The sequence below is a fragment of the Pseudomonas sp. AF03-9 genome (assembly GCF_020515815.1).
Taxonomy (GTDB): Bacteria; Pseudomonadota; Gammaproteobacteria; order Pseudomonadales; family Pseudomonadaceae; genus Aquipseudomonas.
In genome coordinates this window covers 112,846-127,318 of sequence record NZ_JAHPJF010000009.1, presented here as the reverse complement: position 1 = coordinate 127,318, position 14,473 = coordinate 112,846, and the positions used below count along the sequence as shown (strand labels likewise).

General features: G+C 60.5%; 15 protein-coding genes and 1 pseudogene. 8 read left to right on the top strand and 8 right to left on the bottom strand.

Features of this window, described 5'->3' with window-relative positions:
- Both LIY36_RS13215 and recX read left to right on the top strand, forming a co-directional pair.
- A pseudogene (locus tag LIY36_RS13215) lies at window positions 1-407 on the top strand (recombinase RecA); the annotation flags it as partial.
- Window positions 408-415: 8 nt separating this feature from the next.
- A complete protein-coding gene (gene recX, locus LIY36_RS13210; protein WP_078731805.1) occupies window positions 416-883 on the top strand; it encodes a recombination regulator RecX in 468 nt (155 codons plus the stop codon).
- Window positions 884-1,021: 138 nt separating this feature from the next.
- Here recX and LIY36_RS13205 read toward each other — a convergent pair whose 3' ends face one another.
- Window positions 1,022-2,134: a TIGR00730 family Rossman fold protein gene (locus tag LIY36_RS13205; RefSeq protein WP_226455913.1), complete on the bottom strand. Its 1,113-nt coding sequence runs from the start codon at window positions 2,132-2,134 to the stop codon at window positions 1,022-1,024.
- A 296-nt stretch (window positions 2,135-2,430) separates the two neighbouring features.
- On the bottom strand, window positions 2,431-2,871 hold the full coding sequence (locus LIY36_RS13200; protein ID WP_192297276.1) for a PA3611 family quorum-sensing-regulated virulence factor: 441 nt from the start codon (window positions 2,869-2,871) through the stop codon (window positions 2,431-2,433).
- A gap of 180 nt (window positions 2,872-3,051) precedes the next feature.
- Here LIY36_RS13200 and LIY36_RS13195 point away from each other — a divergent pair, with 180 nt between their 5' ends.
- From LIY36_RS13195 to LIY36_RS13185, 3 genes are all read left to right on the top strand, one after another.
- Window positions 3,052-3,771: a tRNA-uridine aminocarboxypropyltransferase gene (locus LIY36_RS13195; RefSeq protein ID WP_226455912.1), complete on the top strand. Its 720-nt coding sequence runs from the start codon at window positions 3,052-3,054 to the stop codon at window positions 3,769-3,771.
- A 252-nt stretch (window positions 3,772-4,023) separates the two neighbouring features.
- Window positions 4,024-4,674, top strand: coding sequence for a response regulator transcription factor ErdR (gene erdR, locus LIY36_RS13190; RefSeq protein WP_057723263.1), 651 nt, complete (start codon window positions 4,024-4,026; stop codon window positions 4,672-4,674).
- Between the two features lie 75 nt (window positions 4,675-4,749).
- On the top strand, window positions 4,750-5,112 hold the full coding sequence (locus LIY36_RS13185; RefSeq protein ID WP_017137081.1) for a diacylglycerol kinase: 363 nt from the start codon (window positions 4,750-4,752) through the stop codon (window positions 5,110-5,112).
- Window positions 5,113-5,115: 3 nt separating this feature from the next.
- On the opposite strand, the gene LIY36_RS13180 is transcribed toward LIY36_RS13185, so the two are convergent.
- Window positions 5,116-6,042 (bottom strand): LysR family transcriptional regulator, encoded by a 927-nt coding sequence (locus tag LIY36_RS13180; protein ID WP_010212678.1) that lies wholly within the window; start codon window positions 6,040-6,042, stop codon window positions 5,116-5,118.
- A 123-nt stretch (window positions 6,043-6,165) separates the two neighbouring features.
- Between LIY36_RS13180 and fpr the strand changes: the two genes are divergently transcribed.
- Window positions 6,166-6,945 (top strand): ferredoxin-NADP reductase, encoded by a 780-nt coding sequence (fpr, locus tag LIY36_RS13175; protein ID WP_024073760.1) that lies wholly within the window; start codon window positions 6,166-6,168, stop codon window positions 6,943-6,945.
- A gap of 133 nt (window positions 6,946-7,078) precedes the next feature.
- On the opposite strand, the gene tsaA is transcribed toward fpr, so the two are convergent.
- From tsaA to rimO, 5 genes are all read right to left on the bottom strand, one after another.
- Window positions 7,079-7,774 (bottom strand): tRNA (N6-threonylcarbamoyladenosine(37)-N6)-methyltransferase TrmO, encoded by a 696-nt coding sequence (tsaA, locus tag LIY36_RS13170; RefSeq protein WP_226455911.1) that lies wholly within the window; start codon window positions 7,772-7,774, stop codon window positions 7,079-7,081.
- A gap of 3 nt (window positions 7,775-7,777) precedes the next feature.
- Window positions 7,778-8,239 (bottom strand): DUF1456 family protein, encoded by a 462-nt coding sequence (locus LIY36_RS13165; RefSeq protein WP_032893248.1) that lies wholly within the window; start codon window positions 8,237-8,239, stop codon window positions 7,778-7,780.
- A 69-nt stretch (window positions 8,240-8,308) separates the two neighbouring features.
- On the bottom strand, window positions 8,309-9,019 hold the full coding sequence (locus tag LIY36_RS13160; protein WP_192297272.1) for an rRNA pseudouridine synthase: 711 nt from the start codon (window positions 9,017-9,019) through the stop codon (window positions 8,309-8,311).
- Between the two features lie 27 nt (window positions 9,020-9,046).
- Window positions 9,047-9,580 carry a GNAT family N-acetyltransferase gene (locus LIY36_RS13155; RefSeq protein ID WP_226455910.1) on the bottom strand — a complete coding sequence of 178 codons (534 nt, stop codon included), beginning with the start codon at window positions 9,578-9,580 and terminating at the stop codon, window positions 9,047-9,049.
- 104 nt (window positions 9,581-9,684) lie between these two features.
- Window positions 9,685-11,025: a 30S ribosomal protein S12 methylthiotransferase RimO gene (gene rimO, locus LIY36_RS13150; protein ID WP_003231334.1), complete on the bottom strand. Its 1,341-nt coding sequence runs from the start codon at window positions 11,023-11,025 to the stop codon at window positions 9,685-9,687.
- Window positions 11,026-11,314: 289 nt separating this feature from the next.
- On the opposite strand from rimO, the gene LIY36_RS13145 reads away from it, so the two are divergent.
- Both LIY36_RS13145 and LIY36_RS13140 read left to right on the top strand, forming a co-directional pair.
- Entirely contained in the window at window positions 11,315-13,216 is a 1,902-nt protein-coding gene (locus tag LIY36_RS13145; RefSeq protein WP_192297271.1) for a potassium transporter Kup, read from the top strand.
- 126 nt (window positions 13,217-13,342) lie between these two features.
- Window positions 13,343-14,449, top strand: coding sequence for an NADH:flavin oxidoreductase/NADH oxidase (locus tag LIY36_RS13140; protein WP_226455909.1), 1,107 nt, complete (start codon window positions 13,343-13,345; stop codon window positions 14,447-14,449).
- Window positions 14,450-14,473 lie beyond the last annotated feature (24 nt).

The following is a 14,473-nucleotide window of genomic DNA, read 5'->3' as shown; positions in this document are numbered from 1 at the left end:
CTTCGGTCCGTCTGGACATCCGCCGTACTGGCGCGGTGAAGGAAGGTGACGAGGTTGTCGGTAGCGAAACCCGCGTCAAGGTCGTGAAGAACAAAGTAGCCCCGCCTTTCCGTCAGGCCGAGTTCCAGATTCTCTACGGCAAGGGTATCTACCTGAACGGCGAGATGATCGACCTGGGCGTGCTGCACGGCTTCGTCGAGAAATCCGGTGCCTGGTATGCCTATAACGGCAGCAAGATCGGTCAGGGCAAGGCCAACTCGGCCAAGTTCCTGGCGGACAACCCGGACATCGCAGCCACGCTCGAGAAGCAGATCCGCGACAAGCTGCTGACCGCAGCGCCAGATGTGAAGGCTGCTGCCAACCGCGAGCCGGTTGAAGAAGTGGAAGAAGCCGACACTGATATCTGAAGCAAACGATGACAGTTGTACTGGATACACTCGTTGCCGTTCGGCGCACTGCAATGGACCTGCTCGCTCGCCGCGAGCATGGTCGAGTCGAGCTGACGCGTAAGCTGCGTCAGCGCGGTGCGGAGCCCGAGATGATCGACACGGCCCTCGACCGATTAACGGAAGAGGGGCTGTTGTCGGAATCCCGTTACCTTGAAAGTTTTGTTTCCTACCGAGCGCGCTCTGGCTACGGTCCGGCGCGTATTCGTGAAGAACTCAGCCAGCGCGGCCTGCAACGTGCCGACATCGACCTTGCCCTGCGTGAATGCGGTATCAGTTGGCAGGCGCAGTTGGAAGATACCTGGCGTCGCAAGTTCTCTGGTCATCTGCCGATCGATGCCAAGGAGCGTGCGAAACAGGGGCGTTTCCTGAGCTATCGCGGGTTTTCGATGGAGATGATCAGCCGCCTGTTGAGTGGCCGGGACATGGACGACTGAGTTGGGATTTTGCAAGGGCTTGTCATGGCGAGGGCGCTTGCTCCCGCTGGGCTGCGTAGCGGCCCCGAATGTCTCATCCCCGCGCCACAAAAAAGGCCCACTATGAAAATAGTGGGCCTTTTTTTTGCACTCAAAAACTCAAGCCGGCTCCGGCGCTACCCGCTGCTGCGTCTTCCCCTGAGCCTGTGCCCAGTTTTCCGGCAAGTTGATGTAATCCACCAACTCTCGCAAACGGCCCTGATCGCGGCCATTGAAGTTAAACACCAAACGCGTCAAATGGCTGAACCGTGGCTCATCATGCTCTTCAGCGGTGTAGGCGAGTTGCTGGAACTCCCCGCTCAATCGCAGGCTGGCAAACTCACTCTGCAAATGGGCCAGGGCACGGTCACTGAGTGGGTGGTTCATGCGCATCACAAACTCGCGCTTCAACCAACGTGTTGAGTGGAAGTTGGCGTAAAACTGATTGATCTCGGCCACTGCTTCTTCGGCGCTGTAAACCAGGCGTACCAGCTTGAGGTCGGTAGGCAGGATATAGCGATTGGCTTCCAGCTGGTTGCGGATAAAGTCCAGGGCGCCTTGCCAGAAGCTGCCACCTGGCGCGTCCAGCAACACAACGGGCACCAATGGGCTTTTGCCGGTCTGGATCAGTGTCAGCACTTCCAACGCTTCATCCAGGGTGCCGAACCCGCCCGGGCACAACACCAGCGCATCGGCCTCCTTGACGAAGAACAGCTTGCGCGTAAAGAAAAAGTGAAAGGACAGCAGGTTCTCGGTGCCATCAATGGTCGGGTTGGCATGCTGCTCGAAGGGTAGGTTGATGTTGAAACCGAGGCTATGTTCCAGGCCAGCGCCTTCGTGGGCGGCGGCCATGATGCCACCGCCGCCGCCAGTGATCACCATCAACTCCGATTGGGCGAGCAACGTGCCGACTTCGCGGGCCAAGGCATACAGGGGGCTTTCAGCCGGGGTACGTGCCGAACCAAACACCGTGACTTTGCGTCGTCCCTTGAACTGTTCCAGCACGCGAAAGGCGTTATCCAGTTCGCGGATGGCCTGCAAGGTGATCTTCGCGTTCCAACGGTCGCGGTCGTCCTGGGCCATGCGCAGAACGGTGAGCATCATGTCGCGATAAAGGGGGATATTCGGGCTGTTCGGAGCAATCAGCTGGAGTTGAGCGTCGACTTGCTGCGCAAGGTCGGCTCCGTGTTGTTCAAAATGACGGAGCAGTTGCTCATTCGATTCGTAAGGCATTCAACTTCTCCTTCTACACAGGGCCCGGGTGCTCGACGAGAGGTTCGTCGAAGGCCACGACACTGCATGTGTCGCTGCATACCGCAGGTGGGCAACCCTCTTTTGCCCTGAAAATGTGACAAAACAGCTAAGAGAAACGCTGGGAATGGACGGGAGGGATGGCTCGATCATGAGCCGAAAAACCCTTGGCTGGCAACCGCTTATTGGTCGCTCACCACGCAGTCTAGCCGGTGCAGGAGAATTGAAACGGGGGAGTGCGCGCCGCTGGGCAGCAGCGCGCGAGGGTCACGCCAGGCTTACTTTTTCTTCTTCGCGGCAGCCGGTGCAGGGCAATCCGCTTCGACGAATTTCACCGACGCCACCGGACGGTTGGTCTTGTTCTCGGTGATTTCATAGCGCATCACCGCACCCTTGGCCATCAGTTCGCGGTAACCCTTGTTCAGGCACACGGCTTGGCCCAGTTGGAAGTACACCGCCTTGGGGTTGGCACGCATCTGCTCAGCACGGTCGGGCAGTACACTGAGGTGATCGATCAGTTGCATGCCTTCGACGGTGTAGGCGACCTCGAGGGTTTTTTCGTCGATTTCCCGGGGCAGGTCTTTGTTGCTCTCCGCCGCGACGCTTTGCAGCTTGCGGTTCATTTGGGCCTCCAGCAGCGAGGCCGCCTGGGCGCCCACGGGCAATACCAGCGCAAGGGCGATGGACGGGGCGGCAAGGCGCAGCATGGAACGCAACATGAAAATCTCCTGATTCGGGTACTGGTGCATAGACCAACCACTGCGCTGTGCGTTCAGTGGCGCGCAATTATAGGTGAGCCCTTGCCACTACAGCCAGGCGTATCGCTGGTAGACTGCCGCCACTTGAAGCCCTCCACGAGTTTTCACCGTGTCGATTTACCCGTCCCAACGGCGCACCCTATGAGTCACGCCGTCTCCCGCCTGCGTACACAGCGCCTGGCACGTGCCGTCAGGCCGTTCCTCAACCGTGGCTCCCGTGCCGAACGCTGCAGCGGCTGCCGGGTCATCCCCGAGTACTGTCTGTGCGCCTGGCGCCCCAAGGTCGAGGCCCGTTCCGCCATGTGCCTGTTGATGCATGACGTCGAGCCGATGAAACCCAGCAACACCGGCTGGCTGATCGCCGATGTGATTGAAGACACCACCGCGTTCGCCTGGTCGCGCACCGAAGTCGACCCCGATTTGCTGACCTTGCTGGCCGATCCGCAGTGGCAGCCATATATCGTGTTCCCCGGCGAATTCGTCGCCCCTGAGCGTGTCGTCAGCGAGGTGCGGGTGGAGGAGGGCAAGCGCCCGCTGTTCATCCTGCTCGATGGCACCTGGAGTGAGGCGCGCAAGATGTTCCGCAAAAGCCCGTACCTGGAGCATTTGCCGGTACTGAGCCTGGCGCCCGAGCAACTGTCACGCTACAAGCTGCGGCGCTCCAAGCGTGATGATCATTTCTGCACCGCTGAAGTGGCGGCGCTATGTCTGGAGCTGGCCGACGACGGCGTCGCCAGCGAGGTGCTGGACGCTTACCTCGATGTGTTCAGCACCCACTACCTGGCGGCCAAGTTCCAACTGCCGCTGGACCCGGCAGACATCGTCCATACTCGTCTTGCACCCTATATCCCAGCGGTATAGCCAGACGACGTTTGCATGATGGCACCTTAAGCCCGCAACCCGCTAAAATGCCCACGGGCGTAGTACTTGACCCCCCAGGCTACGCTGGGCATGCTGGGCGCCGATTGGGCGTAAGCGTGAATTTTTCAACGTCGTTCAAGGTGTTTTCGACGCTGAACGTGCCCTCTGGTGATGGCTGCCTGGCTGTCATCTTGTGTACTGGTGAACCCTGAACCCATCAGGGCTCCCATAAAAAACAGGATCATTTAATCAATGGCCACATACGAAATCCTGATAGCCGATGACCATCCGCTGTTTCGCAGCGCCCTGCACCAGGCAGTGACCCTGGGCCTTGGCCCGGATGTGCGCCTGGTCGAAGTGGCCAGCATTGCCGAGCTGGAAGCCCGTCTCACCGAAAAATCCGATTGGGACCTGGTGCTGCTCGACCTGAACATGCCGGGTGCCTACGGTTTTTCGGGGCTGGTGCTGTTGCGTGGGCAATACCCGCAGATTCCGGTGGTGATGGTATCGGCCCAGGAAGAAGCCGACGTGGTGGTGCGTTCCAAGGAATTTGGCGCCAGCGGTTTCATTCCAAAATCCAGCGCCATGGAAGATATTCAGAAGGCCGTGCGCAGAGTGCTGGACGGCGACGTGTCCTGGCCGCCGCAGGCGTTTGAAGAAATCAATGTGTCCGACGAAGCCAAGGCCGCCCGCGATGGCCTGGCCAGTCTGACGCCCCAGCAGTTCCGCGTGCTGACGATGGTGTGCGAAGGCTTGTTGAACAAACAGATTGCCTACGAGCTGAGCGTGTCGGAAGCGACCATCAAGGCCCACGTTACCGCGATCTTCCGTAAGTTGGGGGTGCGTACCCGGACCCAGGCGGCGCTGCTCTTGCAACAACTTGAGTCAATTTCACAGCATTAAGTTGTAGCCGCTTCACGCTTTTTTGACTTGGCGTGATCTAGTTTCCCCACTTCTTTGGTTCAGTTGCCTACGTCTATGTCGCCTTTCAAGGGTCAAACCGGTATCAAACGTATCTTCAATGCAGGGGGCTATTCCCTGGACGGCCTGCGTGCGGCCTTCACCGGCGAGGCGGCCTTCCGCCAGTTGGTGTTGCTCAACGTGATCCTGATCCCATTGAGCTTCTTCCTGCACGTCAGCCGGGTGGAACGCGCCTTGTTGATCGCGGTATGCCTGCTGGCCTTGATTGTCGAGTTGCTCAACTCCGCGGTGGAAGCGGCCATCGACCGGATTTCCCTGGACCGTCACCCCTTGTCGAAAAACGCCAAGGATATGGGCAGCGCTGCGCAATTCGTTGCGCTGACCATGATCACCCTGGTGTGGGCCGTGATCCTGATCTAACGATCAGGCAATGCTCGGCAACACGATCTCATCGCTGCGCTGAACCCCTGCGGTAAAGGCGCGGCACAGTTCCAGAAACTCGCGCATGGCTGAGGTCTGGTATTTCTGTTTATGCCAGATGAAATAGAACTGCCGGGCCAGGTCCAGGTCCGGGGTTTCCACGGGTACCAGGCTGCCGCGGCGGAACGCATCGCGCAGCGCCAGCCGGGAAATGCAGCCGATCCCCAGGCCTGACTCTACCGCGCGTTTGATCGCCTCGGTGTGCTCCAACTCCAGGCGGATGTTCAGCGCGCTGCGGTGATGGCGCATGGCTTGGTCAAACGTCAGGCGCGTGCCCGAGCCCTGTTCGCGCAGGATCCACGCTTCATGGGTCAGCTCGTCCATGGACGCCACGCCACGCTTGGCCAGGTGATGTTGCGGGGCGCAGAACACCACCAGTTCGTCCTCGACCCAGGTCTGCACCTCGATATCCGGGTGGCTACAGTCGCCTTCGATTAGACCCAGATCAATTTCGTAATGCGCTACCTGGTGCACGATATGCGCAGTGTTCTGCACATGCAGCTTCACCTGGCTCTCGGGATGCTGCTGCATGAAGCTGCCGATCAGCAGGGTCGCCAGGTAATTGCCGATGGTCAGCGTGGCACCGACCGCCAGGGAACCGAAGCCGGACTTGCCGTTGAGCAGGTCCTCGATCTCCTTGGCCTGGTCCAGCAGCGCCACCGCCTGGGGTAACAGCTGATGGCCGAGGGCGTTGAGGCTCAGGCGTTTGCCTGCGCGGTCGAACAATTGGCAGCTGGATTGGCGCTCCAGCTCGGTGATCGAGGTGCTGGCGGCGGATTGAGATAAGGCCAGAAGGCCAGCAGCGCGTGAGACGCTTTCCTGCTGGGCGACGGCGACGAAGACTTGCAGTTGACGGAGAGTAAATCGCATATCGATATAACCGATAACCCTTATCTTAATAATCCAGTTAACAGATATTGTCGCCGCGATTAGAATGCGGTGCAATTGCGCGCCTCAATACTGCGCAGACCCATTTCCAGGAGTCCCCCGTACATGAGCAACATGAACCACGAGCGTGTCCTCAGTGTTCATCACTGGAACGACACTCTGTTCAGCTTCAAGTGCACCCGCGATCCGGGCCTGCGCTTCGAGAACGGTCAGTTCGTGATGATCGGCCTGCAACAGCCCAACGGCCGCCCGCTCATGCGCGCTTACTCCATCGCCAGCCCGAACTGGGAAGAGCATCTGGAGTTCTTCAGCATCAAGGTGCCGGATGGCCCGCTGACTTCCCAATTGCAACACTTGAAGGAAGGCGACGAGATCATCATCAGCAAAAAACCGACAGGCACCCTGGTGCTTGACGATTTGAAGCCGGGCAAGCACCTGTACCTGCTCAGCACCGGTACTGGCCTCGCGCCATTTATGAGCGTGATCCAGGACCCGGAAACCTACGAGCGTTTCGAAAAAGTGATCCTGTGCCACGGCGTGCGTTACGTCAACGAAGTCGCCTACCGCGAATTCATCACCGAGCACCTGCCGCAGAACGAGTTCTTCGGCGAGGCCCTGCGTGAGAAGTTGATCTACTACCCAACCGTGACCCGCGAGCCGTTCGAAAACGAAGGCCGCCTGACCGACCTGATGCGCAGCGGCAAGCTGTTCCGCGACATCGGCCTGCCACCGATCAACCCCGAGGACGACCGCGCCATGCTGTGCGGCAGCCCAAGCATGTTGGACGAGACCAGCGAAGTGCTGAACAGCTTCGGCCTGAAGGTTTCGCCGCGGATGCGTGAGCCGGGTGACTACTTGATCGAGCGTGCATTCGTCGAGAAGTAATACTGGGTCAGTAACAACGCAGATCCAAAAATGTGGGAGCGGGCTTGCTCGCGAATGCGGTGTGTCAGTCACAGCTGTATTGACTGAACCACCGCATTCGCGAGCAAGCCCGCTCCCACATTTGGTTTGCGCTTTATTCAGCTGCAAGCACTTCCAGCACGCATATGGTTCCAGCTTCAGGATAGTGCCAGCGCACATCCACATCCCAGAACTGCACACCGTACTCCCGCTCCGGCCCTGGCGTCTGATATGCCGGCCGCGGGTCCTGCGCCAGACACTGCTCAATCAACGCCACCAACGGCTCATCCAGCCGCTGGGCGTGGCCCTGTGCCTGGTGCAAGGCGGTCTTCAGCCACTGCACGGGAATCAGTGCCGGCGCGCTGCTGGCCATGCTGTTGGTGGCGGTGTCGATAATGTCGGCATAGGGCACATACGGCTTGATGTCCAGCACCGGCGTGCCATCGAGCAGATCAATCCCGGAAATCCACAACCGCCCCGGCTCGACCTTGTCCAGCTTTACCACCGATTGGCCAATACCATTGGGCCGGTGGGTCGCGCGGGTGGCAAACACGCCCATGGAGGTGTTGCCACCCAAGCGCGGCGGGCGCACTTTCAGGCGCGGTTTGTCTTCCAGGGCCTGGTGGAACAGGAACAGCAGCCACACATGGCTGACCTGCTCCAGGCCCTGTACCGCCTCGCCGCCGTCGAACGGCGCCACCAGTTCCAGCACGCCCCGAGCGGCCGGCGCCAGTTGCGGTTGGCGCGGGATGGCGAACTTCTCCTTGAAGCAGGAGCGCACAAAGCCGACGGGCGAGACGTTGTAGCTCATGGCTTACGCACGCACTCGCAGGGTCAGGCCCTTGAGGAAGTTACGCAGCAACTGGTCGCCGCAGGTGCGGTAGTTGGTGTGGCCGAACTTGCGGAACAACGCGCTCAGCTCAGGCTTGGACACCGGGAACTCAGCGGCCTTGAGGATGGCGTGCATGTCGTCTTCTTTCAGTTCGAAGGCCACGCGCAGTTTCTTGAGGATGATGTTGTTGGTCACCGGAGTTTCGATCGGCTGCGGCGGACGGCTTTCGTCCTTGCCACGCTTGAAGATCACCAGGCCATCGAGGAAGTGCGCCATGACTTCATCCGGGCAGAACACGAAGCCTTCTTCCTCGTCCTTCTTGAGGTAGGTCAGCAGGTCGTCCTTGGTCACGTCCATGCCGCCGAGCTTGATGATCTCGACCATCTTGTTGTCGCTGATGTCGAGCATGTAGCGCACGCTACGCAGTACGTCGTTGTGAATCATGGTGGGTAATCCTGGTATTCAACTGGGGACACCGCCGAAAACAGGCGGTGTCGAGAAAAGGGCGGCGGTTTAGAACTTTTCTTTGGTGGACAGGTAGCGCCACTGGCCGACCGGCACTTTGCCGATGGACACGCCACCGATGCGGATACGACGAATGGCGATGACCTTCAGGCCAACCGCTTCGCAGAACAGTGCGATCACGCCCGGCTGCGGGTTCTTCATCGCGAAGCGCAGGCGGTTTTCGTTCTGCCAGCTGGCTTTGACCGCCGGCAGTTCCTTGCCTTTGTACGTCAGGCCGTGGTTCAGGCGGTTGAGGCCGTGGGCAACCATGTCGCCTTCGACCTCCACCACGTATTCCTGCTCGATCTTGGCGGCATCGGCGGTCAACTTGCGCAGAATCTTCCAGTCCTGGGTAAACACCAGCAGACCACTGGCCTTGGCTTGCAGGTCGGCGCTGGCGGTCAGGCGCAGGAAGTGGCCTTTTAGCGGGCGTTTGCCGAAGCGGTGTTCTTCGGACAGGGTTTCGGCGCTGATCGAGGCCAGTGCGGTCTCGGCGTCTACGCCGGCCGGGGCGTGCAGCAGGATGGTCACAGGCTCCGGCGCGGTGGCCTTGGCCTCGGGGTCGAGTTCGACCTTCTGGGTGGTGACCTTGAACTGCGGCTCGTCGATCACTTCACCGTCCACCGAGACCCAGCCGCCTTCGATGAACAGCTCAGCCTCCCGACGGGAGCAACCGACCAGTTCGATAAGGCGTTTGGAGAGGCGTATGGGGTCAGTCATGACAAGGGCCGTAACAAAAGGGGGCGGCTATTGTACCTGTGTGGGGCCGGTTAATCCCGGCCCCATTTCGGTGCTGTGGTTTTTTGTGGGGTCCGACAAGCCAGTTCCCACAGAAGAGCGCAAACGCATGTGCAGCAAAGGGTACGGTTGCCCGAGACCATCATGCTCTGTCCGTCCGATCACCTCGAAGCCCTGCTTGAAGTAGAAGCCCAGGGCCTGTGGGTTCTGCTCATTCACGTCCAGTTCATCGGCATTCATGTGTTCAATGGCATAGCGCAGAAGTTGCCGACCAAGGCCCTGGCCCCGGTACTGCGGGTCGATAAACAACATCTCCACCTTGCCCGCCGCCACCCCGGCAAACCCGGTGATGCGTTGGCGCGGGTCTTTGGTGCAGATCAGCATGACGGTGTCCAGATAGCGCGTCAGCACCAAGTCTTTTAGCAACACGATGTAACTGTCCGGCAGGAAATCATGGGTCGCCCGCACCGAAGTCTCCCAGATCTGCGCCAACTGCGGGTAGTCGCTGACGTTAGGTGTGTAGATAACCGAATGCTGACGCATGCCCGCTGCCCCTTGCCGATGATTGATGCCGATGGGCAAAACGATAGACGTAAAAAAGCCCTGCATCTTGTCCAGAAGCAGGGCTTTTTCAAATCTTTACCGCATCAGTCGCGCTTTTCAGCCCACAGGTCGTATTCGTCGGCATCGGTCACGGTGCACCAGACCTTGTCGCCCGGCTTCAAACCGCTGGCATCGTCGATAAACACGTTACCGTCGATCTCCGGCGCATCGAAGAAGCAACGGCCAACGGCGCCTTGCTCGTCGACTTCGTCGATCAACACTTCGATTTCCTTGCCGATGCGCAGTTGCAGGCGCGCCGAGCTGATCGCCTGCTGGTGCGCCATGAAGCGCTCCCAACGGTCTTGCTTGACGTCGTCCGGCACCACGGCCAGGTCCAGCAGGTTGGCCGGGGCGCCTTCGACCGGCGAGTACTGGAAGCAGCCGACGCGGTCCAGTTGCGCTTCGGTCAGCCAGTCCAGCAGGTACTGGAAGTCTTCTTCGGTTTCGCCGGGGAAGCCGACGATGAAGGTGGAGCGGATGATCAGCTCCGGGCAGATCTCGCGCCAGTTCTTGATACGCGCCAGGGTCTTGTCTTCGAAGGCCGGGCGTTTCATGGCTTTCAGGACTTTCGGGCTGGCGTGCTGGAACGGGATGTCCAGGTACGGCAGGATCTTGCCGGCGGCCATCAGCGGGATCAGCTCGTCCACGTGCGGGTACGGGTAAACGTAGTGCAGGCGCACCCACACACCCAGGCTGCTCAAGGCTTCGCACAGTTCGGTCATGCGGGTTTTCACCGGCGCGCCGTTCCAGAAACCGGTGCGGTACTTCACGTCGACGCCGTAGGCGCTGGTGTCCTGGGAGATCACCAACAGCTCTTTCACGCCAGATTTGACCAGGCGCTGGGCCTCGTCCAGCACATCACCGACCGGACGGCTGACCAACTTGCCGCGCATCGACGGGATGATGCAGAAGCTGCAGCTGTGGTTGCAGCCTTCGGAAATCTTCAGGTACGCATAGTGACGCGGGGTCAGCTTGATGCCCTGTGGCGGTACCAGGTCGATCAACGGGTTGTGATCCTGGCGCGGCGGCACCACCTCGTGCACGGCGTTGACCACCTGCTCATACTGCTGCGGACCGGTCACGGCCAGCACGCTCGGGTGCACGTTGCGGATATTGCCTTCTTCCACGCCCATGCAGCCGGTCACGATGACCTTGCCGTTTTCCTTGATGGCTTCGCCGATCACTTCCAGGGACTCAGCCTTGGCCGAATCGATGAAACCGCAGGTGTTGACCACCACCACATCGGCGTCCTGGTAAGTGGACACGACGTCATAGCCTTCCATACGCAGTTGCGTGAGGATGCGCTCGGAGTCGACGAGTGCCTTCGGGCACCCCAGGGAAACAAAGCCAACCTTGGGGTTGGCTTTTGCGATGGTGGTGGACATGTCTAACCTCGGTATTGAATGACGCCGCCAGTCGGGCACGACGAGGCGGTAGACGGGCGCTTGGTGCGCCTCTGATCAAAAAGTGCGCAATTCTAGCGACGGGCAGCGCACTTGACCAGCTTTATGCAGGGAAATGCGACGAGTGCTGCGCTATGCTTCGCGCCGTTGCCCATAGGTAAAACGCCAAGGTCAATAAAACGTCTGTTACGAGAAGTAAAACAGCGCATGCTAGGGTCAGCTTAGAAGCGTTGTTTATAAGAGACCTCAGGTCAAAGGGCAGGAGTGGTTGATGGGTCAGGCAAGTAGTCCGGCGGCAGGCGCCGCGCATTCCACTGCAAAGCCGATTGGCATGCTGGTGGCAGCGGTCGGGGTGGTTTATGGCGATATCGGGACCAGCCCGCTCTACACCCTTAAAGAGGTGTTCAACGGTGGTTATGGGGTTCAGGTCAACCATGACGGTGTGCTGGGTATCCTGGCGCTGATCTTCTGGTCGCTGATCTGGGTGGTATCGATCAAGTACATGTTGTTCGTGCTGCGCGCCGACAACCAGGGCGAGGGCGGCATCATGGCGCTGACTGCCTTGGCGCGTCGGGCGGCGGGGGAGCGCAAGAAGCTGCGCAGCTTCCTGGTGGTGTGCGGCCTCTGCGGGGCGGCGTTGTTCTATGGCGACAGCATGATCACCCCGGCGATTTCCGTGTTGTCGGCGGTGGAAGGCCTGGAACTGGCATTCGACGGCCTGGAGAAATGGGTCGTGCCCATCGCCCTGGTCGTGCTGGTGGCGCTGTTCCTGATCCAGAAACACGGCACCGACCACATCGGCAAGCTGTTCGGGCCGGTGATGGTGACCTGGTTCCTGGTGCTGGGCGGTCTCGGTGTGTATGGCATCACCTTGCACCCGGAGGTGCTCAATGCCATGAACCCGATCTGGGCCGTGCGCTTCTTCCAGGCCCATCCCGGCATCGGCGTGGCGATCCTCGGCGCGGTGGTGCTGGCACTGACCGGCGCCGAAGCGCTGTATGCCGACATGGGCCACTTTGGCCGTAAACCCATCGCCCGTGCCTGGTTCATGCTGGTGCTGCCGGCGCTGGTGCTCAACTATTTTGGCCAGGGCGCGATGCTGCTGGGCGACCCGGAAGCCGCGCGCAACCCGTTCTATCTGCTGGCGCCGAGCTGGGCGTTGATCCCGCTGGTGGTGCTGTCCACCCTGGCCACGGTGATTGCGTCCCAGGCGGTTATCTCCGGTGCGTTCTCGCTGACGCGCCAGGCGATCCAGTTGGGCTACATCCCGCGCATGCATATCCAGCACACCTCCAGTGCCGAGCAGGGCCAGATCTACATCGGTGCGGTGAACTGGTCGCTGATGGTCGGCGTGATTTTGCTGGTGCTGGGCTTCGAGTCCTCCAACGCACTGGCTTCGGCCTACGGCGTGGCGGTGACCGGCACCATGTTGATGACCACCATCCTGGTATCGGCGGTGATGCTGCTGCTGTGGAAATGGCCGCCGATCCTGGCGGTGCCGGTATTGGTCTGCTGCCTGTTGGTCGACGGCCTGTACTTTGCTGCCAACGTACCGAAGATCATCCAGGGCGGCGCCTTCCCGGTGCTGGCGGGGATCGTGCTGTTCATCCTGATGACCACCTGGAAGCGCGGCAAGCAATTGCTGGTGGACCGCCTCGACGAAGGCGGCCTGCCGTTGCCGATCTTTATCAGCAGCATCCGCGTGCAGCCGCCCCATCGCGTGCAGGGCACCGCGGTGTTCCTCACCGCCCGCCCGGACGCCGTGCCCCACGCGCTGTTGCACAACCTGCTGCATAACCAGGTGCTGCATGAGCAAGTGGTGCTGCTGACAGTGGTGTATGAAGATATTCCCCGGGTGCCGGTGGAGCGGCGCTTCGAGGTGGATTCGTTTGGCGACGGCTTCTTCCGCGTGATCCTGCATTTCGGTTTTACCGATGAGCCGGATGTGCCTGAGGCGCTGAAACTGTGCCACCTGGATAACCTGGACTTCAGCCCGATGCGCACCACCTACTTCCTCAGCCGCGAGACCGTGATCGCGTCGAAGATCGAAGGCATGGCGCGCTGGCGCGAAAGTCTGTTCGCCTTCATGTTGAAGAATGCCAACGGCAACCTGCGCTTCTTCAAACTCCCGGTAAACCGCGTGATCGAGCTGGGCACCCAGGTCGAAATGTAGGTTTTTGCAGCACGGGGGCCGGCAATCGGCCCCCGCTTGATGTTCTGAACCCTGTGCAAACCACCGTTGTCGACTAGGCTCTAAACACTGTTGAACAGTGCCCATAGAACCCAGAAGAGGTGCGCCATGAGTCAGCTGCTCGAACCCTATACCCTACGCCAATTGACCCTGCTCAACCGCATCGCGGTGTCGCCGATGTGCCAGTATTCGTCCGATGACGGCTTGGCCAATGACTGGCACCTGGTGCACCTCGGCAGTCGTGCCGTGGGTGGCGCCGGCCTGATCTTCACCGAAGCCACCGCCGTGACCGCCGACGGCCGTATCACCGCCCAGGACCTGGGCCTGTGGAATGACGCACAGATCGAACCATTGCAACGCATCACCCGTTTTATCGCGGCCCAGGGCGCGGTGGCCGGGATTCAACTGGCCCACGCCGGGCGCAAGGCCAGCACCCATCGGCCGTGGATCGGCAAGCATGGCAGCGTCAAGCCGGAGGACGGCGGCTGGGTGCCGGTGGGGCCATCGCCGATTGCCTTCGACCCTCAGCACACCCAACCCAGGCAACTCGATGAAGCGCAGATCCAGCAGGTGATCGCCGACTTTGTCGCCGCCGCCAAGCGTGCCTTGACCGCAGGTTTTGAAGTGGTGGAAATCCATGCCGCCCATGGTTACCTGCTGCATCAATTTCTCTCGCCGATCAGCAACCAGCGACAGGATCTGTACGGCGGATCGTTTGAAAACCGCATCCGCCTGGTCTTGCAGGTAACCCAAGCGGTGCGCGACGTCTGGCCGCAAGAACTGCCGCTGTTTGTGCGAGTATCGGCCACCGACTGGGTCGAAGACGGCTGGAACCCTGACGAAACCGTGGAATTGGCGCGCCGCCTCAAGGACCTCGGCGTGGATTTGATCGACGTCTCGTCCGGTGGTACCGCCGCCAATGCCGAGATTCCTACCGGCCCCGGCTACCAGACGCGCTTCGCCGAGCGGGTGCGCAAGGAATCGGGGATCGCCACCGGCACCGTTGGCATGATCACCGAACCGGCCCAGGCTGAGCACATCCTGCGCACCTGTCAGGCCGACATCATCTTCCTCGCCCGTGAGTTGCTGCGCGACCCGTACTGGCCGCTGCATGCCGACGATGACCTGGGTGGGCGCAAGGCGATCTGGCCGGCGCAGTACCAACGGGCGACGCATCGGGACCAGCCGATCCATGAGTCGGACCTGCGCGACTGACCCCTTGTGTCGAGTCGAAACCCA

Bases quoted from the DNA above. Each gene is read 5' to 3' on its own strand.
- LIY36_RS13145 (WP_192297271.1), top strand. From the start codon at position 11,315: ATGGGTCAGGCAAGTAGTCCGGCGGCAGGCGCCGCGCATTCCACTGCA.
- fpr (WP_024073760.1), top strand. From the start codon at position 6,166: ATGAGCAACATGAACCACGAGCGTGTCCTCAGTGTTCATCACTGGAAC.
- LIY36_RS13205 (WP_226455913.1), bottom strand. From the start codon at position 2,134: ATGCCTTACGAATCGAATGAGCAACTGCTCCGTCATTTTGAACAACAC.
- LIY36_RS13160 (WP_192297272.1), bottom strand. From the start codon at position 9,019: ATGACTGACCCCATACGCCTCTCCAAACGCCTTATCGAACTGGTCGGT.
- rimO (WP_003231334.1), bottom strand. From the start codon at position 11,025: ATGTCCACCACCATCGCAAAAGCCAACCCCAAGGTTGGCTTTGTTTCC.
- recX (WP_078731805.1), top strand. From the start codon at position 416: ATGACAGTTGTACTGGATACACTCGTTGCCGTTCGGCGCACTGCAATG.
- erdR (WP_057723263.1), top strand. From the start codon at position 4,024: ATGGCCACATACGAAATCCTGATAGCCGATGACCATCCGCTGTTTCGC.
- LIY36_RS13155 (WP_226455910.1), bottom strand. From the start codon at position 9,580: ATGCGTCAGCATTCGGTTATCTACACACCTAACGTCAGCGACTACCCG.
- LIY36_RS13180 (WP_010212678.1), bottom strand. From the start codon at position 6,042: ATGCGATTTACTCTCCGTCAACTGCAAGTCTTCGTCGCCGTCGCCCAG.
- LIY36_RS13185 (WP_017137081.1), top strand. From the start codon at position 4,750: ATGTCGCCTTTCAAGGGTCAAACCGGTATCAAACGTATCTTCAATGCA.
- tsaA (WP_226455911.1), bottom strand. From the start codon at position 7,774: ATGAGCTACAACGTCTCGCCCGTCGGCTTTGTGCGCTCCTGCTTCAAG.
- LIY36_RS13140 (WP_226455909.1), top strand. From the start codon at position 13,343: ATGAGTCAGCTGCTCGAACCCTATACCCTACGCCAATTGACCCTGCTC.
- LIY36_RS13195 (WP_226455912.1), top strand. From the start codon at position 3,052: ATGAGTCACGCCGTCTCCCGCCTGCGTACACAGCGCCTGGCACGTGCC.
- LIY36_RS13200 (WP_192297276.1), bottom strand. From the start codon at position 2,871: ATGTTGCGTTCCATGCTGCGCCTTGCCGCCCCGTCCATCGCCCTTGCG.
- LIY36_RS13165 (WP_032893248.1), bottom strand. From the start codon at position 8,239: ATGATTCACAACGACGTACTGCGTAGCGTGCGCTACATGCTCGACATC.